The 23388-nt window shown below is 53.4% G+C and carries 21 protein-coding genes and 2 tRNA genes; 4 read left to right on the forward strand and 19 right to left on the reverse strand.

All coding sequences use genetic code 11. The features are described from left to right. Positions 1-7: 7 nt before the first annotated feature. Both deoA and deoC read right to left on the reverse strand, forming a co-directional pair. Positions 8-1342 carry a thymidine phosphorylase gene (deoA, locus tag DPA2511_RS17075; protein ID WP_015854994.1) on the reverse strand — a complete coding sequence of 445 codons (1335 nt, stop codon included), beginning with the start codon at positions 1340-1342 and terminating at the stop codon, positions 8-10. Between the two features lie 68 nt (positions 1343-1410). Beyond that, positions 1411-2190, reverse strand: coding sequence for a deoxyribose-phosphate aldolase (gene deoC, locus DPA2511_RS17080; protein ID WP_015854995.1), 780 nt, complete (start codon positions 2188-2190; stop codon positions 1411-1413). A gap of 695 nt (positions 2191-2885) precedes the next feature. Between deoC and DPA2511_RS17085 the strand changes: the two genes are divergently transcribed. Continuing rightward, a complete protein-coding gene (locus DPA2511_RS17085) occupies positions 2886-3188 on the forward strand; it encodes a GIY-YIG nuclease family protein (RefSeq protein ID WP_015854996.1) in 303 nt (100 codons plus the stop codon). Here the strand turns inward: DPA2511_RS17085 and DPA2511_RS17090 are convergent. After that, positions 3175-3678, reverse strand: a complete 504-nt coding sequence (locus DPA2511_RS17090) for a GNAT family N-acetyltransferase (RefSeq protein ID WP_015854997.1) — start codon at positions 3676-3678, stop codon at positions 3175-3177. The two genes, DPA2511_RS17085 and DPA2511_RS17090, sit on opposite strands and share 14 nt — an antisense overlap. After that, positions 3672-4196 carry a ubiquinone anaerobic biosynthesis accessory factor UbiT gene (gene ubiT, locus DPA2511_RS17095; RefSeq protein ID WP_015854998.1) on the reverse strand — a complete coding sequence of 175 codons (525 nt, stop codon included), beginning with the start codon at positions 4194-4196 and terminating at the stop codon, positions 3672-3674. Before ubiT ends, DPA2511_RS17090 begins: the two co-directional genes overlap by 7 nt. A gap of 345 nt (positions 4197-4541) precedes the next feature. On the opposite strand from ubiT, the gene ubiU reads away from it, so the two are divergent. From ubiU to DPA2511_RS17110, 3 genes are all read left to right on the forward strand, one after another. Beyond that, entirely contained in the window at positions 4542-5537 is a 996-nt protein-coding gene (gene ubiU / locus DPA2511_RS17100) for a ubiquinone anaerobic biosynthesis protein UbiU (protein WP_015854999.1), read from the forward strand. A gap of 14 nt (positions 5538-5551) precedes the next feature. Next, a complete protein-coding gene (locus DPA2511_RS17105) occupies positions 5552-6430 on the forward strand; it encodes a U32 family peptidase (RefSeq protein WP_015855000.1) in 879 nt (292 codons plus the stop codon). 209 nt (positions 6431-6639) lie between these two features. After that, positions 6640-7659 (forward strand): luciferase-like monooxygenase, encoded by a 1020-nt coding sequence (locus DPA2511_RS17110; protein WP_015855001.1) that lies wholly within the window; start codon positions 6640-6642, stop codon positions 7657-7659. 439 nt (positions 7660-8098) lie between these two features. On the opposite strand, the gene DPA2511_RS17115 is transcribed toward DPA2511_RS17110, so the two are convergent. From DPA2511_RS17115 to folP, 15 genes are all read right to left on the reverse strand, one after another. Next, positions 8099-9964: a DEAD/DEAH family ATP-dependent RNA helicase gene (locus DPA2511_RS17115; RefSeq protein WP_015855002.1), complete on the reverse strand. Its 1866-nt coding sequence runs from the start codon at positions 9962-9964 to the stop codon at positions 8099-8101. A gap of 11 nt (positions 9965-9975) precedes the next feature. Further along, a complete protein-coding gene (yrbN, locus tag DPA2511_RS24305; RefSeq protein WP_107760761.1) occupies positions 9976-10035 on the reverse strand; it encodes a protein YrbN in 60 nt (19 codons plus the stop codon). 106 nt (positions 10036-10141) lie between these two features. Further along, positions 10142-11026 carry a lipoprotein NlpI gene (gene nlpI / locus DPA2511_RS17120; protein WP_015855003.1) on the reverse strand — a complete coding sequence of 295 codons (885 nt, stop codon included), beginning with the start codon at positions 11024-11026 and terminating at the stop codon, positions 10142-10144. A 127-nt stretch (positions 11027-11153) separates the two neighbouring features. After that, positions 11154-13274 (reverse strand): polyribonucleotide nucleotidyltransferase, encoded by a 2121-nt coding sequence (pnp, locus tag DPA2511_RS17125; RefSeq protein ID WP_023638466.1) that lies wholly within the window; start codon positions 13272-13274, stop codon positions 11154-11156. A 271-nt stretch (positions 13275-13545) separates the two neighbouring features. Continuing rightward, positions 13546-13815: a 30S ribosomal protein S15 gene (gene rpsO, locus DPA2511_RS17130; protein ID WP_015855005.1), complete on the reverse strand. Its 270-nt coding sequence runs from the start codon at positions 13813-13815 to the stop codon at positions 13546-13548. 110 nt (positions 13816-13925) lie between these two features. Continuing rightward, positions 13926-14882, reverse strand: a complete 957-nt coding sequence (truB, locus tag DPA2511_RS17135) for a tRNA pseudouridine(55) synthase TruB (RefSeq protein ID WP_015855006.1) — start codon at positions 14880-14882, stop codon at positions 13926-13928. Then, on the reverse strand, positions 14882-15280 hold the full coding sequence (rbfA, locus tag DPA2511_RS17140; RefSeq protein ID WP_015855007.1) for a 30S ribosome-binding factor RbfA: 399 nt from the start codon (positions 15278-15280) through the stop codon (positions 14882-14884). Before rbfA ends, truB begins: the two co-directional genes overlap by 1 nt. Positions 15281-15353: 73 nt before the next feature. Then, positions 15354-18059, reverse strand: a complete 2706-nt coding sequence (infB, locus tag DPA2511_RS17145) for a translation initiation factor IF-2 (RefSeq protein WP_015855008.1) — start codon at positions 18057-18059, stop codon at positions 15354-15356. A gap of 25 nt (positions 18060-18084) precedes the next feature. Further along, positions 18085-19575 carry a transcription termination factor NusA gene (gene nusA / locus DPA2511_RS17150; RefSeq protein WP_015855009.1) on the reverse strand — a complete coding sequence of 497 codons (1491 nt, stop codon included), beginning with the start codon at positions 19573-19575 and terminating at the stop codon, positions 18085-18087. A 21-nt stretch (positions 19576-19596) separates the two neighbouring features. Next, a complete protein-coding gene (gene rimP / locus DPA2511_RS17155; protein ID WP_026595235.1) occupies positions 19597-20049 on the reverse strand; it encodes a ribosome maturation factor RimP in 453 nt (150 codons plus the stop codon). Between the two features lie 215 nt (positions 20050-20264). Then, positions 20265-20341: transfer RNA gene (locus DPA2511_RS17160), tRNA-Met, on the reverse strand. 59 nt (positions 20342-20400) lie between these two features. Then, positions 20401-20487 (reverse strand) — tRNA-Leu (locus DPA2511_RS17165). A gap of 61 nt (positions 20488-20548) precedes the next feature. Further along, positions 20549-20881 (reverse strand): preprotein translocase subunit SecG, encoded by a 333-nt coding sequence (gene secG, locus DPA2511_RS17170; protein WP_023638467.1) that lies wholly within the window; start codon positions 20879-20881, stop codon positions 20549-20551. A 298-nt stretch (positions 20882-21179) separates the two neighbouring features. Further along, positions 21180-22517, reverse strand: a complete 1338-nt coding sequence (glmM, locus tag DPA2511_RS17175; RefSeq protein WP_015855012.1) for a phosphoglucosamine mutase — start codon at positions 22515-22517, stop codon at positions 21180-21182. An 11-nt stretch (positions 22518-22528) separates the two neighbouring features. Next, a complete protein-coding gene (gene folP, locus DPA2511_RS17180; RefSeq protein ID WP_015855013.1) occupies positions 22529-23362 on the reverse strand; it encodes a dihydropteroate synthase in 834 nt (277 codons plus the stop codon). Positions 23363-23388: the final 26 nt, after the last annotated feature.

A 23388-nucleotide genomic window follows, 5' to 3' on the forward strand; every position in this document is an offset into this window, starting at 1 on the left:
CGCCGTGTTATTGCGCATCGGCGGCGCTGAGGCGACGATAAATCAGCGGGCAAGGCGCCGGTGGCTGCCCGCTGATGGTGATGGCGTCTCTGATTGCCTGCGCCGCCTGTTGCCAGTCAGCCTCCGTATTGGCGTGGATCACCGCCAGCGGACGCTGTGTATCGACATACTCGCCTAAGCTGACCATGTCGCTCAGCCCGACACTGTGATCAATAGTATCACTCGCCTGACGACGTCCACCACCCAGAGCCACCACCGCCATCCCCAGCCCTCGGGCATCCATGGCGTTGACAAACCCGTTTTGCTCGGCGAACACCGGCTTGCTGAGCGTCGCGGCTTGCAGATAACGATCATAATGCTCGACGAAATCCGCCGGCCCGCGCTGCGCTGCGACCATCCGTCCGAACACCTCCGCCGCCCGACCGTTGTCCAACACGGCCTGCAACCGGGCCCGCGCGTCGGCGGTGCTGTTGGCCAACCCTCCCGCCAGCAGCATGTCTTCACAGAGCGCCATCGTGACCTCGAACAAGCGCGGATTACGCTGTTCACCGGTCAAAAAACGCACCGCTTCGCGTACCTCCAGCGCATTACCCGCGCTGGAAGCCAGCACCTGGCTCATGTCGGTCAACAACGCACTGGTGCGGCACCCCGCCTGATTCGCCACGCCGACGATCGCCTGCGCCAGTTGCTCCGATTGTTCATAAGTCGGCATAAACGCACCGGAACCGACTTTGACGTCCATCACCAGCGCGTCCAGCCCTTCCGCCAGCTTTTTCGCCAGAATCGAGGCGGTAATCAGCGCAATGGAATCCACCGTGGCGGTAATATCCCGCGTGGCATAAAACCGTTTGTCTGCCGGCGCCAGCGAGTTGGTTTGCCCGATAATCGCCACGCCGACATCTTGGATAATCTGGCGGAAACGCGCGTCGGTGGGGAGAATATCCAGGCCCGGAATCGACTCCAGCTTGTCCAGCGTACCGCCGGTGTGGCCCAGCCCACGGCCAGAAATCATCGGTACGTAACCACCACAGGCCGCCACCATCGGCCCCAGCATCAGGGAAGTGACGTCGCCGACGCCGCCGGTGGAATGCTTGTCCACCAGCGGGCCGTGCAGATCCAGCCCTTTCCAGTCCAGCACGGTGCCGGAATCACGCATCGCCAGCGTCAGCGCCACGCGCTCGTCCATGTTCATGTCGTGGAAAAAGATGGTCATCGCCAGCGCCGCGATCTGCCCCTCCGACACACTGTTGTCACGTATTCCATTGATGAAAAAGCGAATCTCTTCCGCACTGAGCGGATGCCCATCCCGTTTTTTACGGATGATTTCCTGAGTCAAAAACACGGCGGCGTTCTCCCCGAAGTCAACAAAGCGACGCAGACGCCAATACCCCGCGCAGCTTAACGATAGGTTTAATAGTTGCTGCGGCTGGCGGAAGCGCTATGGCCCAGTACCGTCAACAGGCTGCCCAACAGGCCCGACGCGCCGAACCGGAAATGACGGGCATCAGCCCACCCGGCGCCCATGATAGCGTCGGCAAGTTGCAGGTACTGGGCGGCATCCTCCGCAGTACGCACGCCGCCGGCCGGTTTGAACCCGACGTTCTCGCCCACGCCTTTGTCACGAATCACTTTCAGCATGATTTCCGCTGATTGCAGCGTCGCGTTGACCGCCACCTTGCCGGTAGAGGTTTTGATAAAATCCGCTCCGGCATCGATAGCGATTTCACTGGCCTGACGAATCAGCGCTTCGGTCTTCAATTCGCCGGTTTCGATAATCACCTTGAGTAATACGCCCGCCGCCGCACACGCTTCTTTACAGGCTGTCACCAGTTCGAAACCGACCTGACGGTTGCCCGCCATCAGCGCCCGATACGGGAACACCACATCCACCTCGTCCGCCCCATAAGCAATAGCGGCGCGGGTTTCAGCCAGCGCGACGTCGATGTCGTCATTACCGTGCGGAAAATTAGTGACGGTGGCAATACGCACCTCCGGCGTTCCCTGCTCGCACAGCGTCTTACGCGCCAGCGGCACAAAACGCGGATAAATGCAGACGGCGGCGGTTTTTCCCGCCGGGCTGCTGGCCTGACGACACAGAGCAATCACCTTTTCATCGGTATCGTCGTCATTCAGTGTGGTCAAGTCCATCAGCCCCAGCGCACGCTGCGCCACGGTAGTTAATTCAGTCATACAGCAATACTCCCACCCATTCAGCCAAACCCAATGGCCGCCCGCAGATAAAGCTTATCTGGCGGCCCCAGTGAGCAATGTTCTCATAATCACACAGATCGATTATAAAATAACAAAAATGAATTAATAATGTTATTTTTATCACATTCAAAAGACCACCGTCTGGATAGGGGAAACACCCGCATCCAGGTAAAGGGAAATTGAGCACGGACAGCGTGGTTTATCCCCACCGGATGTGGGGAACACGTCACATTCACGATCCCGGTTACGCCGAAAACCGGTTTATCCCCACGGGTGTGGGGAACACGAGAATGGGGATCAAATATGATTACCGTATCGCGGTTTATCCCCACGGGTGTGGGGAACACTCAGTTTGTGACGCTCAATGTCCAGCTGCGCGCGGTTTATCCCCACGGGTGTGGGGAACACGCTAAATATATCCTATTGTTTTCAAATCTATTTTTATACTCACAAAAATTCACCGATTTTTCCAGGCTGATAAAGAACGGTAACGCTTTGATAACTATAGCGTCTGTCATACGGCACCGCGAATATTGTCCGTCGCACCACGCACCGGTAGCGAGCCGCTCATTACGGCTACCACGGCAAGGCTATCGTAGCCCATCGGAAATCCGCTTTTCTTCAGACGTCGGGGCCGTAAGATAGTGCCGATAACACACTCTGCGGGCATTCCTGTGACGACATCGACAACCCTATGGTTTCTCTATATTTTACGCACGACCGGCGGCCAGCTTTACACCGGCATCACCACCGACGTCACACGCAGGTTGGCGCAGCATCAGGCAGGAAAAGGGGCGCGTTCATTGCGGGGAAAAGGAGCACTGGCGCTGGTCTATCACTGCGTCGTCAATGATCGATCCGCCGCGCTGAAGTGGGAATATCGCGTCAAACAGCTGACGAAAAAACAAAAAGAGAGGCTGGTGCAAACACAGCCTCTCCATGTGGCAGATTTTTTTTCCAGACTCAGAGCAGATTAAACGGCGCCGCGTACTCCACCATACCGCTCACGCCTTCGAAATGATTGTCCACCAGCGGGTAAATCTGGAAGGCCCGTTCAGTCTTCGGCCAGCGGCAGCGCAATTGCCGTTCAATGGCGGGAACGAAACCGAAACGCGAGTAGTAAGCCGGGTTGCCCAGCACCACCACGGCGGTATAACCAAATTCGTTAAGCGCATCCAGCCCTTCATATACCAGCTTTTCGCCCAATCCCTGTCGACGATAGGACGCCTCCACCGCCAGCGGCCCCAACCCGACCCATTGCCGGTCTTCGCCGTCCAGCGTCACCGGGCTAAAGGCGGCGTATCCCACGACCACACCTTCATCGTCGCTGGCCACAACCCCTAGCGTCAGCAACCCATCCTCTCGTAGTTGCTGTACCAGATCCGCTTCTTTGCCATCAGGGAAGGCTCCCCGCAACAGGTTGTCGATCCCCGGTGCATCCACCGGAATTTCAACACGAATCAACATGATGCCGGCGCGTGAGACGTTGACTGCTCCGCGCCCTCCTGTAAACCAGCCGCCACAAACGCCGCCAATTGCTCTAACGTCACGCGCAATGGCTTTGGCATCGCCTCAAGTTCGATAGCGTCCATCAAGTTTTTGACATACAACCCGAGCTCCGTATCACCTTCAATCCGCAACCGGCGCTGGAAAAACAGCGTATCGGGGTCTTCCCGACGTGCGGCGATCAGGATCAGATCATTGGCATCAGCGCTGAAGCTCACATCCGCCAGCGCGTTTTGGCTGACGATCAATTTTTGATCCTGCAATGACATAAACCACGTCAACCCGACATCCCGCACGTCAATCTTCAGCCAGCGGTTGTCCAGAAAGTCCAGTTCACCGTCTTCCAGCGCCTGGCGGAACTGCCACCCCAGCAACTGCTCCAACACCCGCCGCTGCAAAGAGAATGGCGTTAACATTAACGGTTTGCCCAGTAAACCGGGTGCCCGACGCACAATCTGCGCCCGTAGTTTTTCCAACACTGGCATGCTCCTCTAATGCGATGCTGAACTCGGCTGAATCCCTGAATAATGCAGACCATGCATCATTAACGAATACAACCTGATACCGCCACTATTCTGCCACACGGCAGGAATTGGGCTGGGGTCTACGTCAATACTTTAGCCTGTTCCTGGCAAAATCACGACCCGCCGCCGCGCCAATTGCCGTTTCATCTCACGATATGCTGGTTTAAATCAAAGTCCCGCCATGACAGGTTAACTAAGATCCCCTATTCGTTAAAAACCTGCATCGACTGATAACAATGTGGATCAGTCTGCCTGCATCATCAGCCCCCCGCTTTGCGGGCGTGGCGGAAGGAAGCCAGTATGGAATTGCTTTGCCCCGCCGGTAATCTGCCGGCATTGAAAGCCGCTATCGAAAACGGTGCTGACGCGGTGTACATCGGGCTAAAAGACGATACCAACGCCCGACATTTCGCCGGCCTCAACTTCACGGATAAAAAATTACAGGAAGCCAGCGACTATGTGCATCGCCACCGGCGCAAACTGCACATCGCCATTAATACCTTCGCGCATCCGGATGGTTATCTCCGCTGGGAACGCGCGGTGGATATGGCGGCGCAGTCCGGCGCGGACGCGCTGATTCTGGCGGATCTGGCGATGCTGGATTATGCAGCGCAGCGCTATCCGCATATCGAACGCCACGTCTCGGTACAAGCGTCCGCCACCAATGAGGAAGCGGCCCGCTTCTATCAACGCAATTTTGCGGTGTCCCGCATCGTGCTGCCGCGCGTGCTTTCCATCCATCAGGTTAAACAATTGGCGCGCACCAGCCCGGTGCCGCTGGAAGTGTTCGCCTTCGGCAGCCTGTGCATCATGTCCGAAGGCCGCTGTTACCTCTCTTCCTACCTGACCGGCGAATCACCCAATACCGTAGGCGCCTGCTCGCCTGCCCGCTTTGTACGCTGGCAACAGACCGCGCAGGGTATGGAATCCCGTCTCAACGATGTACTGATCGACCGGTACCAGGAAAATGAAAACGCGGGCTACCCGACGTTGTGTAAAGGACGCTATCTGGTGGGCGGTCAACGCTACCATGCGCTGGAAGAGCCCACCAGCCTCAACACGCTGGCGCTGCTGCCGGAGCTGATGGCGGCGGGGATCGCTTCGGTGAAAATCGAAGGACGCCAACGCAGCCCGGCATACGTCAGCCAGGTTACGCAGGTGTGGCGTCAGGCCATCGATCGCTGCCGTGCGGCGCCGGAACAGTTTGTGCCGACCCAGGCCTGGATGGACGCGCTCGGCGCAGTATCGGAAGGCACCCAGACCACACTGGGCGCTTATCATCGTCAATGGCAGTAAACGCGGGATACGCAATGAAATACTCACTGGGCGCCATTCTCTACTACTGGCCCAAAGCCGAGATTGAGACCTTTTATCAGGCTGCAATCGCCAGCAACGCCGATATCATTTATCTGGGCGAGACTGTCTGCAGTAAACGCCGCGGCATGAAAGTGAACGATTGGCTCGCACTGGCGCGTGACATTACCGCCGCCGGCAAACAGGTGGTGATATCGACGTTAGCTTTACTGCAAGCACCTTCTGAACTGAACGAGCTGAAACGTTATGTGGAAAACGGTGAATTTTTGCTGGAGGCCAACGATTTAGGCGCAGTCAACATGGCGGCTGAACGCCATTTACCGTTCGTCGCCGGCCACGCATTGAACTGTTACAACGCCTATACGCTGCGCTTGCTGCACCGCCAGGGGATGGTGCGCTGGTGCATGCCGGTGGAACTGTCCCGCGACTGGCTACAGTGTCTGCTTAATCAGTGCGACGAGCTGGGCTTCCGCCATCAGTTCGACGTAGAAGTGTTGAGCTACGGCCACCTGCCGCTGGCCTACTCCGCTCGCTGCTTCACCGCTCGTTCGGAAAACCGCGCCAAAGACGAGTGCGAAACCTGCTGCATCAACTATCCGCTGGGGCGTCAGGTTCTGTCGCAGGAGAATCAGCAAGTCTTCGTGCTCAACGGCATCCAGACACAGAGCGGTTACTGTTACAACCTCGGTAATGAATTAACCTCAATGCAGGGTCTGGTGGATATTGTCCGGCTTTCGCCGCAAGGCCTCGACACGCTGCAGATGCTCGACAGGTTCCGCGCCAATGAACAGGGCGAACATCCGCTCACGTTGGAAAATCAGGCCGAATGCAATGGCTACTGGAAACGCCTTGCCGGGCTGGAACTGGTGCCCTGACGTTCTTCGGGCAACGGCTTATTCGTTGCCCGCATTCAGTTGCCGCCATCGCCCATGGTTGTCCGGCCTGGGATCTCCCGTACTGGCCTAACCTTTCTGCCACAGCCCCTTCGTTATCGCCCTGACAGGCGCACGCAGAGTTCGTCTCCGGCATTCAATCTCACCTATCATTTCGTCTGTATTCCGCTTTTCATCCATGAGAGACGCTTATGACCGCCGCCATACCTTTTTCCGTTCTCGATCTAGCGCCCATTCCACAGGGTAATACGCCTCATGATGCGTTCCAGCGTTCACTCGCGCTGGCCCAACATGTGGAACAATGGGGATATCAACGTTATTGGCTGGCCGAACACCACAATATGCCCGGTATCGCCAGCTCCGCGACTGCGGTACTGATGGGATTCATCGCCAGCGGAACCCAGCATATTCGTGTCGGTTCCGGCGGCGTTATGCTACCCAACCATGCACCACTGGTGATTGCCGAACAGTTCGGCACGCTGGCGTCTCTTTATCCCAATCGTATTGAACTGGGGCTGGGGCGAGCACCGGGCACGGATCCAACCACCATGCGCGCTCTGCGCCGCCACCTTGACGCCAATCTCGATGACTTTCCGCGGGATGTGCAGGAACTGCTCGACTACCTGGGACCGGAACAACCGGATCGGGCGGTACGTGCGGTTCCCGGCCAGGGCCTCAATATTCCCGTCTGGTTGCTGGGTTCTAGTCTATACAGCGCCCAGCTTGCCGCTGCGCGGGGCCTGCCTTTCGCTTTCGCCGCCCACTTCGCGCCGGACATGTTGTTGCAGGCATTACAGCTGTATCGCGATAACTTTAAAGCCTCCGATAGCCTGTCGGCACCTTACAGCATGGTGTGCGTCAATGTGGTCGCCGCCGATAGCGAGCAGGAGGCTCAAGTCCTGTATACATCGCTGCAACAGCAGTTCATCAACCTGAGGCGGGGCACCCCCGGGCCGCTCCCCGCGCCGGTGGACAATATGTCCTACATCTGGACGCCCGGCGAAAAATTCGCCGTTGAGCAGACGTTGCGGCTGTCGGTGGTAGGCGACCGACAAAAAGTCCGCCATGGTTTGCAATTATTGCTCCGGGAAACACAAGCCGACGAATTGATGATCAACGGCCAGATTTTCGACCATCAGGCCCGCCTGCACTCATTTCGTATCGTGGCAGAGTTGCGGGAAGAACTGGCGAAAGAAGCCAGAATGCGGTAAATCGGCGCCGGTCACGCCATACCGCAGCGATCGCCGGCTGGAAAGAATGTAAGCCGGCAGGAAAATCATCTTCAAAAACAGGGAAGTTATTCGTTTAAGCAAGATGGAAGGGTTTTCTGCGCATTGCAGCGCCCGGATATCCCTATAAACAGACGAATAATCAATAGCCGTCATGCTTGCAGTTAACCCGTTGCGCCAGCGGGGCGACCGTCAGGGTGAGACATCCCGCAGAGAAGCTTCCCAACGGGTTGCCAGCGCGATCACACTTCGCCGAACGGCATTCCCTTAAAAGAAAGCGGCTCTGATTTGGCCCTGGCAGAACAGATGCCAAACGCGGTCAACCCATTCGCGTTAATCCCGGAACGTTAACCAGTAAGGCGCGATGAGCCATAAAAAACCCGCCTGACGGCGGGTTGGTTCTTTATGCTCAAATCACGTATCAGGCATTATTGAAACGGCGCGGAGCACGCTGACCGTCACGATTGCCACTGCGACGCTCGCCACCTTCACGACGCTCACCGCCAAACGGACGGCCACGACCGTTACCGGCGCGTTCGCTGTTGAAACCACGACCGCCGATACGTTCGCCGCCCTCACGACGCTCACGACGTTCATGCGGTTGTGCATCGCCCACCAATTGCATGTTCATCGGCTTGTTCAGGATGCGTGTGCGAGTGAAGTGCGACAGCAGTTCACCCGGCATACCTTTCGGCAGCTCAATGGTGGAATGGGAAGCAAACAGCTTGATGTTACCGATATAACGACTGCTGATATCCCCTTCGTTGGCAATCGCGCCAACGATATGACGAACTTCTACACCGTCATCACGTCCCACTTCAATACGATACAGTTCCATTTCACCGACATCACGGCGCTCACGACGAGCCGGGCGTTCATCACTACGCGGGCCCCGATCATTACGGTCGCCACGACGTTCGAAACGATCGTCGCGCTCACGGAATTCACGGCGCGGACGCGCTGGCGCATCCGGCGGCAGAATCAGTGGACGCTCGCCTTGCGCCATTTTCAGCAGAGCGGCAGCCAGTGTTTCCACATCCAGTTCTGCAGACGGCTGCAACTTCGCCAACAGCGCACGATACTGATCCAGATCGCTGCTTTCCAACTGTTGCTGTACCTTGGCGGCGAACTTGGCCAGACGGCGCTGCCCCAGCAGTTCCGCATTCGGCAGTTCCACTTCCGGAATAGTCAACTTCATGGTGCGTTCAACGTTGCGCAACAAACGACGCTCACGATTTTCCACGAACAGCAACGCACGACCCGCGCGACCCGCGCGACCAGTACGGCCGATACGATGCACATAGGATTCGGCGTCCATCGGGATATCGTAGTTAACCACCAGGCTAATACGATCTACATCCAAACCACGCGCGGCGACGTCGGTCGCGATCAGGATATCCAGACGACCATCTTTCAGGCGTTCCAGCGTCTGCTCACGCAGCGCCTGATTCATGTCGCCGTTCAATGCAGCGCTGTTATAACCGCTGCGCTCCAGCGCTTCGGCCACTTCCAGCGTGGCATTCTTAGTACGCACAAAAATAATCGCCGCGTCGAAATCTTCCGCTTCCAGGAAACGGATCAGCGCTTCATTTTTGCGCATGCCGTACACCGTCCAGTAGCTCTGGCTGATGTCCGGGCGGGTGGTCACGCTGGACTGAATACGGACTTCCTGCGGATCGTTCATGAACCGACGAGTAATGCGGCGAATCGCTTCCGGCATGGTGGCGGAGAACAGAGCGGTCTGGTGGCCATCCGGAATCTGCGCCATGATGTTTTCTACATCTTCAATGAACCCCATGCGCAGCATTTCATCGGCCTCATCCAGAACCAGGCCGCTCAGATTGGACAGATCCAACGTACCGCGTTTCAGGTGATCTAACAGACGTCCGGGCGTACCCACCACAACTTGTGGGCCCTGACGCAACGCACGCAATTGTACGTCATAACGCTGGCCGCCATACAAAGCGACTACGTTGACGCCATGCATATGCTTGGAAAATTCGCCACACGCTTCGGCTACTTGTACTGCGAGTTCGCGGGTAGGCGCTAGCACCAGAATCTGAGGGGCCTTCAGTTCTGGATTAACATTGTTCAACAACGGCAGAGAAAATGCCGCTGTTTTACCACTCCCGGTCTGTGCCATACCCAGCACATCGCGACCGTTGAGCAGATGGGGAATACATTCTGCCTGGATAGGGGATGGTTTTTCGTATCCCATATCCGACAGGGCGTTAAGAATAGGAGCGGAAAGCCCCAGATCAGCAAAAGAGGTTTCAAACTCTGCCATGTAAACGTGCCTCACTTCAAAATGGCGGCCAGTCTACATAACTTGTCGAGAAAATACTCAATCATTTTCATTGAAAAGTGTGAACCGGCTCAAATTGGATTAAAAAGCGAACAAAAAAGCCTCGCCCGCTAAGGCGATAGAAATCGTCATGATTTCAGGCTGAAAGGTGTTCGTCAGCTATTGCTGGTCCGATCCTGATAGGTCGTCTTGCTCTTGGCCTAACTGCGCCAATTCCAACAATGCATAGCGGTGCTCAACAAAGTTATGGACATTGTTAGAGACCGTCAGCTTGAACAACGCCTCGGCGGTGTTCTTGTCCCCCAGACTTAGGTAGTGCTTACCTAAATAGAAGTCAGTTTCACTGAGATGCTCGGCGAGCGAAGTGTTATCCTTAGCTTCTTCCTGCACATGCTTCATCAACGTCTTCTCGTTGATGTCGCCCAGGTAGAATTCGACTATTGTCCATCCCCATATGCCTTTCTTTGCCCCATCATAGCGCGTTCTCAACGCAGCTTTAGCCTGCTGGGGATTGATTTCTCTCTCTGCAAGATACAGCCACAGAGAACGGAAAGGATCGTTAGGATCGTCGCGATAAAACGCTAGCAAATCATCCTGCGCCAACTGGTAGCGACCGCCGTAATACAATGCGATGCCCCGATTCAAACGCGCATAATTGTAAGTTGGATCAAGCTCTAGTACAGAATCAAACGCTTCATAGGCAGCATCAAAATTGCCTGCCTGCGTCAAATAAATGCCGAGATAATTAAATACCTCCGGCATATCAGGGCGGATAGAGAGCGCTTGTGAAAAATCATTTCGCGCTAATGCCCGCAACCCCAAGCTATCATACAGCACTCCACGCTCATATAATAGCTGTGCTCGTTCATCAGGAGTGAGAGCCCGGCTTGCCAGAATCTGTTCCATGCGTGCCAGAATGACTTCCTGTTGCAGTGTCGGCTGTAACGGAACAGCCAATAGTGCATCTTTACGCCAATCCGTGTTGCTGCATCCTGCCAGCATGATCGCTGTCGCAACATAACACCAGCGTAAGAAAGGCTTCATTTCCCACTCCCGAAGACAAACATTTGATGAACATCCTGTCCCCGACTGCTAAAAATAAGGATATCCGTCCCTTATAATACACGCAGCTCCTTCACATCGTAAGGAGCTGCCAATCGATTATTCGCTATTATTCCGCTTCAGAAACCGGAGTTATTTCCTGAGATTGAACAGTAGCTTCTTTAATGCTCAGGCGGACACGCCCTTGACGATCAACTTCCAGTACCTTAACCGGGACTTCCTGACCCAATTGCAGATAATCGGCGACTTTCTCGATGCGCTTGTCAGCAATCTGAGAAATATGCACCAGACCTTCTTTACCACCGCCGATAGCGACAAAAGCGCCAAAGTCTACGATGCGCGTCACTTTACCCTGATAAATGCGACCCACTTCGATTTCAGCAGTGATCTCTTCGATACGACGAATAGCTTCGCGAGCCTTGTCGCCATCACTGGAGGCGATCTTCACTGTACCGTCATCTTCGATCTCGATGGTCGTGCCGGTTTCTTCGGTCAACGCGCGAATGACGGAACCACCTTTCCCAATAACATCTTTGATCTTATCGGTACTGATCTTGATGGTATGGATACGTGGAGCAAATTCGGAAATCTCGCCACGCGGTGTGCTGATAGCCTGCTCCATCACACCCAGGATATGCAAACGCGCACCCTTGGCCTGATTCAAGGCAACCTGCATGATTTCACGTGTGATACCTTCAATCTTGATATCCATTTGCAGAGCGGTGACACCCTCGCGGCTGCCAGCAACTTTAAAGTCCATATCACCCAAGTGGTCTTCATCACCCAGGATATCGGACAATACGACATAACTGTCGCCTTCCTTCACCAGCCCCATGGCTATACCAGCAACAGCAGCTTTGATCGGCACGCCAGCATCCATCAATGCCAGAGAGGCGCCACATACGGAAGCCATGGAGGAGGAGCCATTGGATTCAGTAATTTCAGAAACCACGCGGACTGTATACGGGAATGCTTCAGGCTTCGGCATCACAGCCAACACGCCACGTTTGGCCAAACGGCCATGACCAATCTCACGGCGTTTGGGCGATCCCACCATACCGGTTTCACCGACAGAATACGGAGGGAAGTTGTAGTGCAGCAGAAAACGATCAGTACGTTCACCCATCAGTTCATCGATGATCTGAGCATCGCGTTCGGTACCCAGCGTTGCAGTCACTAGCGCCTGAGTCTCACCACGGGTGAACAGCGCGGATCCATGGGTACGAGGCAGAACACCGGTACGAACGTCCAAGCCGCGAATCATGTCTTTTTCTCGGCCATCAATCCGCGGTTCCCCACGCAGGACACGACTACGAACCACATTCTTTTCAATGCTGCCGAGAATATCGCGGATTTCGTTGTCGTCCAGTGTGTCATCTTCCGCCAGCAAACCTGTGACGACGTCAGACTTGATAGCATCAACCTGAGCATAACGCTCCTGTTTTTCGGTAATGCGATACGCATCGCCAAGACGAGCTTCAGATAACACTTTAACGCGGTTTTGCAGCTCAACGTTGACTTCCGGCGGCTGCCAGTCCCACTTGGATTTACCGGCTTCAGCAACCAAGGACTTGATGTTTTCGATAACCACTTGCTGTTGCTCGTGACCGAAAACCACTGCACCCAGCATCTGGTCTTCCGTCAGCAAATCAGCTTCAGATTCAACCATCAGCACAGCGCCTTCAGTACCGGCAACGACCAGATCCAGACGGCTTTGCTTCAGCTCGTCCTGAGTCGGGTTCAGCACATACTGATCGTTGATATAACCCACACGAGCGGCACCGATCGGACCATTGAACGGAATACCGGACAAACTCAGGGCGGCAGAGGCGCCGATCATAGCAACGATATCAGGGCTAATCTGCGGATTCACGGACACAACAGTCGCGATCACCTGAACTTCATTGAAAAAACCATCCGGGAATAACGGACGGATCGGACGGTCGATAAGACGGGAGATCAGTGTCTCGCCTTCGCTCGGACGCCCTTCACGACGGAAGAACCCGCCTGGGATACGGCCCGCAGCATAGGTACGTTCCTGATAGTTGACAGTCAGCGGGAAAAAATCCTGACCTGGTTTAACATGTTTAGCGCCGACGACGGTCACAAATACCGCCGTATCGTCCATGCTGACCATTACAGCGGCAGTGGCCTGACGAGCCATCATACCGGTTTCTAGTGTTACAGTATGCTGACCATACTGGAACTTACGCACGATCGGATTAAGCAAAATAATATCCTTCACCAGAGGTACGCCATGTCTTTCTTCATCTTGCATGGCGACCAGTTAATACCCGATCCGGCCATTACACCCTCGCGACTAATGACAATCTTCATCCTGCAAATATGCGAATAACTGCAGGTAAAGCTTCTCATTAGCCGCGCGAATCTTTGTAATTCCGAATCCTCATTGCCGCAAACAGCGATACATTACTCTGTTTTGCCGGCACTTCCTAGAAGAAAGGGGCCACTAAGGCCCCTTTCCACCGAAACTCGTCGAATTAGCGACGCAGACCCAGACGTTCAATCAGGGTGGTGTAGCGTGCCGGATCTTTACGCTTCAGATAGTCCAACAGCTTACGACGCTGAGAAACCATACGCAGCAGACCGCGACGACTGTGGTGATCCTTTTTGTGCTCAGCAAAGTGACCCTGCAGATGGTTAATCTGAGCAGTCAACAGAGCAACCTGAACCTCGGTAGAACCGCTGTCATTAGTACCACGGCCGAATTCCGCAACAATTTTTGCCTTAGCTTCAACGCTTAGAGACATAATCAACTCCAAAACACAGTAAATTTAAAGAAGGGTGCCGATCTCTAATTCAGCTACCCAGTATTTAAGCCGCATTATTCTACCTGCCGGGCCAATCGATCGCAAGGCGCTCACACGTCAATGACTGCTGGCATTTCAACAACCAGCCTGCGCGGAGCGACGCGACCTTCAGCATCTATTTCACCCATACCAATAAATTTATGCGCATCGCCTTCAGTGATACGAACCAGCCCGGAAGAAGGTACGCCCGGCGCGCGAACGGGTTGCCCCAGCTTTAAGTACCCGGCGGCAACAGCGGACAAGTTGACGACGGGAAATGCCTGTGCGGGACTGTCCATCGGCAATAATAGGCTATCCAGCACTTCACCGATCGGCCGACCCGCTTCCTCAGCCTGAGCCTGCAACTGTTGTAAACGTTCCAACGTTACCATCTGTTCAACCGGATAAGTGGCTACTTGCAAACGGCGCAGAAAACTCACATGCGCGCCACAACCCAGTTTTTCGCCCAAATCGTCAATAATGGTACGAATATAAGTTCCTTTGGAACAGTGAATTTCCAGCTCAAGCTCTTCGGCTTCCCAGCGGATAAACTGCAATTCATACACCGTGATTTCACGCGCTTCACGCGGTACAACCACGCCTTGCCGGGCATACTCATACAGCGGTCGTCCCTGATATTTCAACGCCGAATACATGGAAGGCACCTGCAGCGTCGTTCCCCGAAAACTATCCAACGCCTGGTTCAGTGCATCGGCGGAAAACGCGATCGGGCGAGTCTCAATCAAGTTGCCATCCGCGTCAGACGTATCAGTACGTTGCCCCAAACGAGCAATTACCCGATAACGTTTGTCGGAATCTAATAGGTACTGGGAAAATTTGGTCGCTTCCCCCAGACAAATAGGCAGCATCCCGGTCGCTAACGGATCCAGTGCGCCGGTATGTCCCGCTTTGTTGGCGTTAAAAATCCGTTTTACTTTCTGCAGTACATCATTGGATGAAGCCCCCTGCTGTTTATCAAGCAGCAACACCCCATGAATATCTCGACCACGACGACGAGGACGCCCCATCACTCCTCCTGATGGTCATCAGAGGAAGAACGGCGTTCTGCATCGCGCTTAACAACATTGCTCACCAGATTAGACATACGCATCCCTTCAACCAATGAGTTGTCATACGCGAACGTCAACTCCGGCACAATCCGCAGGCGCATCGCTTTACCCAGCAACATACGAATAAAACCGGATGCATCCTGCAACGCTTTGATCCCGAGTTTGATCTGTTCGGGTTCGTTGTCATTCAGGAACGTAACGAACACTTTGGCATAAGCCAGATCGCGCGATACATCAACGCTTGATACCGTAGCCATCCCCACACGCGGATCCTTAATCTCGCGCTGAATGATGATAGCAATTTCCTTCTGCATCTCCTGAGCCACACGCTGCGTGCGGCTGAATTCTCTGGCCATAATAAAACCTCAGGGAAAAACCGGGGGGCACTAGGCCCCCCGGAGTGAATACATGGATGAACTATCTTTGGGATCAATCGATCGTGCGTTTGATCTCGATAGTCTCAAACACCTCGATAACATCACCAGTGCGGACATCGTTGTAGTTCTTCACGCCGATACCACATTCCATCCCGTTACGAACTTCGTTCACGTCATCTTTGAAGCGACGCAAGGACTCCAGTTCGCCTTCATAGATCACCACATTGTCACGCAGCACACGGATTGGACTGTGACGTTTGACAATGCCTTCCGTCACCATACAACCGGCGATAGCGCCAAACTTCGGCGATTTGAACACATCGCGAACCTCGGCCAAACCGATGATCTCCTGCTTATATTCAGGAGCCAGCATACCGCTCATCGCCTGTTTAACTTCGTCGATCAGGTCATAAATCACGGAGTAGTAGCGCAGATCCAGACTTTCCGCTTCCACCACACGACGAGCAGACGCATCGGCACGCACGTTAAATCCAAGGATAATCGCATTGGATGCAGCTGCCAGCGTAGCGTCGGTTTCTGTGATGCCGCCCACACCGGAGCCCACAATCTTGACCTTGACTTCATCGGTGGACAGTTTCTGCAGAGAATCGGAGATAGCCTCCGCCGACCCTTGTACATCCGCCTTCAGCACGATATTCAGCTCGGAAACTTCGCCATCGGTCATGTTGGCAAACATATTTTCCAGCTTGGACTTCTGCTGACGCGCCAGCTTCACTTCACGGAATTTGCCTTGGCGATAAAGGGCAACCTCACGCGCTTTTTTCTCGTCACGCACAACAGTGGCTTCATCACCTGCCGCCGGAACACCCGACAACCCAAGAATTTCCACCGGAATGGACGGACCCGCTTCGGTGATTTCACGTCCCAACTCATCACGCATCGCACGTACACGGCCATATTCAAAACCACACAGCACGATGTCGCCTTTGTTCAACGTTCCCTCACGAACCAGAACCGTCGCAACGGGGCCACGGCCTTTATCCAGGAAGGACTCGATCACCACGCCGCTCGCCATACCACTGCGAATAGCCTTCAGTTCCAGAACCTCAGCCTGCAACAAAATGGCTTCCAGCAATTCGTCAATACCGATACCGGTTTTCGCAGAAACATGCACGAACTGGGATTCACCCCCCCACTCCTCTGGAATAACGCCATGCTGGGACAGTTCATTCTTGACGCGATCCGGATCCGCTTCAGGTTTGTCGATCTTGTTCACCGCGACAACCACCGGCACTTTGGCCGCTTTGGCATGTTGGATAGCTTCAATAGTCTGGGGCATCACACCGTCATCGGCAGCAACGACCAGCACTACGATATCCGTCGCCTGGGCGCCACGCGCACGCATAGCAGTAAATGCCGCATGCCCCGGGGTATCGAGGAAAGTGATCATACCGTTGTCCGTTTCGACATGGTACGCACCGATATGCTGGGTAATCCCGCCTGCTTCACCCGCTGCAACCTTGGTAGAACGGATGTAGTCCAGCAGTGAGGTCTTACCATGGTCGACGTGACCCATGATAGTTACAACCGGAGCACGCGATTCAGCAGCGACGCCGGTATCACGATCGCTCATTACCGCTTCTTCCAGCTCGTTTTCGCGGCGCAGAATCACTTTGTGACCCATTTCTTCCGCAACCAGCTGGGCGGTTTCTTGATCGATAACCTGGTTGATGGTTGCCATCGCGCCCAGCTTCATCATGGCTTTGATAACCTGAGAACCTTTCACCGCCATCTTGTTCGCCAGTTCGGCAACAGTGATGGTTTCGCCGATCATCACATCGCGGTTAACTGCCTGGGCAGGCTTGTTGAAGCTCTGCTGCAACAGACTGATTTTGCGTTTACCCTTACCACCGCGGGTTGCTGCTCGTGCTTCTTCACGATCAGCCTTGGATTCAGAAAGACGATTGCCTTTCTTCTGCTTGGTAACTTTGCCACTGCGACCGCGTCCCCGACGATCACCTTCAACCTGACGATCGTTCTCATCTTCCGCTTCGCGAGCGTGATGCGATGTCGTCACATGGTAATCGACGTCTTCGAGATCCTCGCGTTCGTTTTCCCAACGTCCGGCATTCTCTTCCGCCATCCGACGAGCTTCCTCAGCGATACGACGCGCTTCCTCTTCGACCTTATGACGAGCCGCTTCTTCAGCTTTGCGTTTTAACTCAGCTGCTTCAGCTTCACGACGCACTTTCTCAGCATGGGTCGCCTTGGTCATACTCTCGTTTTGTTGATTGCTCACTTTTTCTTTTTCCGCTACGTCACGCTTCGCTTTGTCAGCGGCCTCGCGTTTGGCTTGCTCTTCAGCAGCGCGTTTTGCCTTCTCTTCCACTTCACGCTTCGCTTTTTCTTCAGCGTCGCGTTTAGCCTGTTCTTCGGCAGCACGTCGTGCCTGTTCTTCCGCTTCACGCTGCGCCAGCTCTTCCTCTGTAATCTGTTGATCTTCAAGAGGATCGCGTTTTACATAAGTGCGTTTCTTGCGGACTTCAATCTGCACTGACTTGCTCTTTCCACCAGTGCTGGGAATGCTTAATGTGCTACGGGTTTTACGCTGCAACGTCAGTTTCCCGGAAGCACTGCCACGTTCACGATTCAAATGAGCCAGCAGAGTTTCTTTCTCAGACTCGGTTACAGAATCAGCGGCAGACTTGGTGATCCCCGCATCAGCAAACTGCTGTATCAGGCGGTCAACCGGAGTCTGAATCTCTTCGGCCAGCGATTTTACGGTTACATCTGTCATGCTGTTCCTTTCCTGCTACAGTTCGTTATTCGTTACTATCACCAAACCAACAGATATTACGTGCGGCCATAATCAGCTCACCGGCTCTCTCTTCGTTCAGCCCATCAATATCTGTCAGGTCGTCGACGCCCTGCTCAGCAAGATCTTCCAGCGTACAAACTCCGCGTGCGGCCAGTGTAAACGCCATTTCACGCGGCAGACCAGCTAAATTGAGCAAATCTTCTGCAGGCTGGCCGGCACCACGATTCTCTTCCCGCGCCAGAGCGAGTGTTGTCAACGCGGCTTTAGCGCGTTCACGCAATGCTTCGATGGTTTCTTCATCCAAACCATCGATTTCCTGCAGTTCGGTGATAGGTACATAGGCCAGTTCTTCCAGCGACGAAAATCCTTCTTCCACCAGTGCGGTAGCGAACTCTTCATCAATATCCAGATAGCGCGTGAATACGTCGATAGCTGCATGCGCTTCAGCCTGATGTTTCGCTTGAAGATCTTCAATAGTCATCACATTCAGTTCCCATCCGCTCAGTTGGGACGCTAAACGAACGTTTTGACCATTACGACCAATAGCCTGCGCCAGATTTCCCGCCTCGACGGCAATATCCATCGTATGTTTGTCTTCATCCACAACAATGGAAGCCACATCAGCAGGAGCCATTGCATTAATCACAAACTGCGCCGGGTTGTCATCCCACAAAACAATATCAATACGCTCGCCCCCGAGCTCGCTAGATACAGCCTGAACGCGAGCACCGCGCATACCTACGCAAGCGCCAACAGGATCGATACGTTTGTCATTAGTTTTCACTGCAATCTTGGCGCGAGACCCAGGATCGCGGGCAGCAGCCTTAATTTCGATGACCTCTTCACCAATTTCTGGCACTTCGATTCGGAAAAGCTCAATCAACATTTCCGGGCGAGAGCGGCTGACAAACAGTTGTGCACCACGCGCTTCTGGGCGAACTGCGTACAACACGCCACGAATGCGGTCGCCTGGGCGGAAGTTTTCACGCGGCAACATGTCTTCACGGCCAATAACGGCTTCGGCATTACTGCCCAGATCCAACGTTATGTTATCGCGGTTCACTTTCTTGACCACGCCGGTAACTATCTCGCCTTCCTGCTCACGGAACTGATCAACCACCATAGCACGCTCCGCCTCGCGTACTTTTTGTACAATAACCTGTTTGGCGGTTTGCGTTGTGATTCGGTCAAAAGTGACCGACTCTATTTGATCTTCGATATAGCCGCCCAAATCTACTTCTGGCTCTTCAAACTGAGCCGCTTCAAGCGTGATTTCACGTGTCGGTTGGGTGACTTCATTGACGACCAGCCAACGACGGAATGTATCAAAATCGCCTGTTTTGCGATCGATGCATACTCTCACATCGATATCCTGCTCGTATTTTTTCTTGGTTGCGGTCGCCAACGCAGTTTCCAGCGCCTCGAAAATTTTCTCACGCGGAACGGCTTTCTCATTAGAAACCGCTTCAACAACAGCCAGAATCTCTTTATTCATCCTAGTTGCCTCATCCAAACCTTAAAAGTGGGGTACCAGGTTCGCCTTCTGGATATTGCTCAGCGCGAACACCTCATCTTTGCCTTCCACGGTTACAGTGATCATCTCACCTTCTACGGATTTGATTATCCCCTGCCACTTGCGGCGATTCTGGACGGCCATACGCAATACCAAACTGACTTCCTCACCGGTAAAACGCTCATAGTGCTCTGCGGTGAAAAGCGGCCGATCCACACCAGGAGACGATACTTCCAGGTTATAGGCGACCGAGATGGGATCCTCAACGTCCATCACCGCACTGACCTGGTGGCTGACATCAGCACAATCATCAACAGTGATCCCATCTTCACTATCAATATAGATACGCAGTGTTGACTGGCGACCTCGAATGAACTCTATACCGACTAATTCATAGCCCAGAGCCTCAACAGGTGCTGAAATCATTTCTGTCAATTTTTGCTCTAATGTGGACAAGCCCACCCCCAAGACATAAAAAAAGGGCCTTATAGCCCAGTAATTCTGTTGTCAAATAACAAAAAACCCCGATATATCGGGGCTTTATGCAACTGGACCCTGTTACCGCATACTGTCGCGGCATAACTCACCATAAAGCATCTTTTCAAAACTTACTGTGAATTCAACGTTACCGTCAGAACATCTGTTTGAAAAAAGGCTTTTGGAAAGTTAGTTGGTTGCGGGGGCCGGATTTGAACCGACGACCTTCGGGTTATGAGCCCGACGAGCTACCAGGCTGCTCCACCCCGCGTCCGAAAACGTGGCAAATACTACGCTGACAACTACGAAATTGCAAGTTATCAATAGGATTGGTACCGAGGACGGGACTTGAACCCGTAAGCCCAATCGGGCACTACCACCTCAAGGTAGCGTGTCTACCAATTCCACCACCTCGGCATCACAACTTCTTTTCATAAACCGATGGTTAACAAAACCACCCGGTAAAAATCACTCGCTTTTATTTGGGAATATCACTTGACGGCGTTGCCGGTTTTTCGGGAACTACCTGCTCAACCTTTGCAGGTTGGCTGAGATTTTCCCATTCGCTGCTTTTTTTACTATGCCCAGAACTGAGATTCCCCAAGATAAGGCTGATAACAAAAAACAGTGTCGCAAGCAGTGCAGTCATTCGGGTCATGAAATTACCGGAGCCGCTCGAACCAAATAACGTCGCAGACGCCCCAGCTCCGAAAGACGCCCCCATGTCAGCACCTTTACCTTGCTGCAACATAATCAAACCAATCAGGCTGATTGCCACCAGAAGGAAAATGACTAAAAGAGCTTCGTACATAGCTGTACCCGTATTATCTTTCGCAGTAAAAGCGAACTGGTTCAAATTCTTGCGGAATAACCGCCGGCCATCCATACAGGATGTGTCACATCCCTTACAAATCGGGTCTGAATACTAACCAAAGCATTCGTGGTTAGCAAGGGTAATTTGGGAACATCACTCCGATTGAGGAAAAAAACATCGCCTCTCCCTTGTTCTAGGGATATTTCAACTTATCCACATGATTATATTGTCTTAATTCCCCAGCACACCCTTTTCGGCGAGGAAAGGTCGAACATCCCCGCCGGCGTGAAACTTGCTATCCCGCCGATTTGACAGCCTCGGCTATACGATGGGCCATTTCAGTTACCTGGACTTCATCCTCACCTTCCACCATGACTCTAATCAACGGCTCCGTACCCGACTTGCGCAATAGTACACGCCCTTTATTACCTAGTTGGGTTTCAACATCCTGAGTAATACGTTTTACCGACTCATGTTCCAGCGGATCATGCTCGCCAGAAAATCTTATGTTGACCAAGATCTGAGGAAACAGCTTCATTCCACTACATAGATCGTGAAGATTCATATGATTACGGGCCATCGCGGTAAGCACTTGCAGACCGGCTATAATGCCGTCTCCAGTAGTAGTTTTATCCAGCAAAATGACATGACCGGAGTTCTCCGCCCCCATACGCCAACCCTTTTCTTGCATCAGTTCAAGTACATATCGGTCTCCGACCTTCGCTCGAGCAAAAGGTATTCCCAGCTGTTTCAATGCCACTTCCAGGCCCATATTACTCATCAAGGTTCCAACCGCACCGCCACGCAATTGTCCTTGACGCAAAGCCTCTCGGGCGATGATATAGAGGATCTGGTCGCCATCAACCTTATTCCCCAGATGATCGACCATGATCAGTCGATCACCATCACCATCAAAAGCCAGACCTACATCGGCTTTATCTCTCAGCACACGTTCCTGAAGACTTTCCACATCCGTGGCACCACATTGCTGATTGATATTCATACCATCAGGTTCGCAACCAATGACTGTTACTTTAGCGCCAAGCTCGCGTAATACGCTGGGAGCAATATGATAAGTAGCGCCATTTGCGCAATCGACGACAATCTTAAGATTGTTCAGACTCAGCTCGTTGGGAAAAGTGCTCTTGCAGAACTCGATATAACGCCCGGCGGCATCGACAATACGGCTGGCTCGCCCCAACTCAGCCGACTCAACGCAAGTCAACGGTTTTTCCATTTCAGCTTCAATGGCTTCTTCCACTTCATCAGGCAATTTAGTGCCATCGATAGAAAAAAATTTGATGCCGTTGTCATAATACGGATTGTGCGAAGCGGAAATCACAATCCCAGCCTCAGCTCGAAAGGTTCGGGTCAGATAGGCTACTGCGGGAGTCGGCATAGGACCAGTAAAGGAAGCAGAAAGCCCAGCAGCAGCCAACCCGGCCTCCAGTGCAGACTCCAGCATATATCCAGAAATGCGGGTATCTTTGCCGATAATGATCTTTCTTGAGCCGTGACGAGCCAGCACTTTCCCTGCCGCCCAACCAAGTTTCAAAACGAAATCAGGCGTAATTGGCGTATCGCCGACTTTGCCACGAATACCGTCGGTACCAAAATATTTACGGCAGCTCATAATGTTATCTTCTATTCCTTCGCTGATAGTGTTGCTTCAACAATACGTAATGCATCTACGGTCGCTTTGACATCATGGACGCGAATAATCTGAGCACCTTTCATCGCGGCAATCACTGCACACGCAATACTTCCATAAACCCGCTCCCCTGGAGGAACATTCAATACTTGTCCAATCATGGATTTGCGGGACATACCAACCAGTAAAGGCAACCCAAAATGATGTAACTGTTCCAGGCATGCCAGCAACCGATAATTATGCTGCAAATCTTTACCAAAGCCGAATCCAGGATCCAGCAGCAATCGTTCCCGTTTGATGCCTGCATCTACGCATTGGGCGATATGATGCTCGAAAAATACCTCTACGTCGCTAAGCACATCATCATATTGGGGGGAATGCTGCATGGTTTGCGGCAAACCTTGCATATGCATCAGACAGATCGGAAGCCCTGTCGCAGCCGCTGCACTTATCGCACCGGGAAGTTGAAGTGACCGGATATCGTTGATCAAATGAGCCCCCACGTCGGCAGCGGCAGTAATAATTTCGGGCTTCGATGTATCAACCGAAATCCACACATCAAAACGACGAGACAAGGCATCAACTACCGGGATCACCCGTTCCAGTTCATCGTCAACGCTGACTTCGCCTGCCCCAGGGCGAGTAGATTCACCGCCAATATCAATGATTGCTGCACCGGCCGTAATCATGTCGTTCGCATGCCGAATGGCTGCATCCAATGTATTGTGCTTACCGCCATCGGAAAAAGAATCCGGCGTAACATTCAATATCCCCATGACCTGGGGACGAGATAAATCCAGCACGGCACCACGAGCTTTTAGTTGCATTCTCACACTCCTGCACTACCTCAAAA

The sequence above is a fragment of the Musicola paradisiaca NCPPB 2511 genome (genome assembly GCF_000400505.1).
GTDB classification, from domain to species: domain Bacteria; phylum Pseudomonadota; class Gammaproteobacteria; order Enterobacterales; family Enterobacteriaceae; genus Musicola; species Musicola paradisiaca.

Coding starts and splice junctions, on each gene's coding strand:
- deoC (WP_015854995.1), bottom strand. CDS start 2,190: ATGACTGAATTAACTACCGTGGCGCAGCGTGCGCTGGGGCTGATGGAC.
- DPA2511_RS17090 (WP_015854997.1), bottom strand. CDS start 3,678: ATGTTGATTCGTGTTGAAATTCCGGTGGATGCACCGGGGATCGACAAC.
- ubiU (WP_015854999.1), top strand. CDS start 4,542: ATGGAATTGCTTTGCCCCGCCGGTAATCTGCCGGCATTGAAAGCCGCT.
- DPA2511_RS17105 (WP_015855000.1), top strand. CDS start 5,552: ATGAAATACTCACTGGGCGCCATTCTCTACTACTGGCCCAAAGCCGAG.
- DPA2511_RS17110 (WP_015855001.1), top strand. CDS start 6,640: ATGACCGCCGCCATACCTTTTTCCGTTCTCGATCTAGCGCCCATTCCA.
- DPA2511_RS17115 (WP_015855002.1), bottom strand. CDS start 9,964: ATGGCAGAGTTTGAAACCTCTTTTGCTGATCTGGGGCTTTCCGCTCCT.
- nlpI (WP_015855003.1), bottom strand. CDS start 11,026: ATGAAGCCTTTCTTACGCTGGTGTTATGTTGCGACAGCGATCATGCTG.
- rpsO (WP_015855005.1), bottom strand. CDS start 13,815: ATGTCTCTAAGCGTTGAAGCTAAGGCAAAAATTGTTGCGGAATTCGGC.
- truB (WP_015855006.1), bottom strand. CDS start 14,882: ATGGGGCGTCCTCGTCGTCGTGGTCGAGATATTCATGGGGTGTTGCTG.
- rbfA (WP_015855007.1), bottom strand. CDS start 15,280: ATGGCCAGAGAATTCAGCCGCACGCAGCGTGTGGCTCAGGAGATGCAG.
- infB (WP_015855008.1), bottom strand. CDS start 18,059: ATGACAGATGTAACCGTAAAATCGCTGGCCGAAGAGATTCAGACTCCG.
- nusA (WP_015855009.1), bottom strand. CDS start 19,575: ATGAATAAAGAGATTCTGGCTGTTGTTGAAGCGGTTTCTAATGAGAAA.
- secG (WP_023638467.1), bottom strand. CDS start 20,881: ATGTACGAAGCTCTTTTAGTCATTTTCCTTCTGGTGGCAATCAGCCTG.
- glmM (WP_015855012.1), bottom strand. CDS start 22,517: ATGAGCTGCCGTAAATATTTTGGTACCGACGGTATTCGTGGCAAAGTC.
- folP (WP_015855013.1), bottom strand. CDS start 23,362: ATGCAACTAAAAGCTCGTGGTGCCGTGCTGGATTTATCTCGTCCCCAG.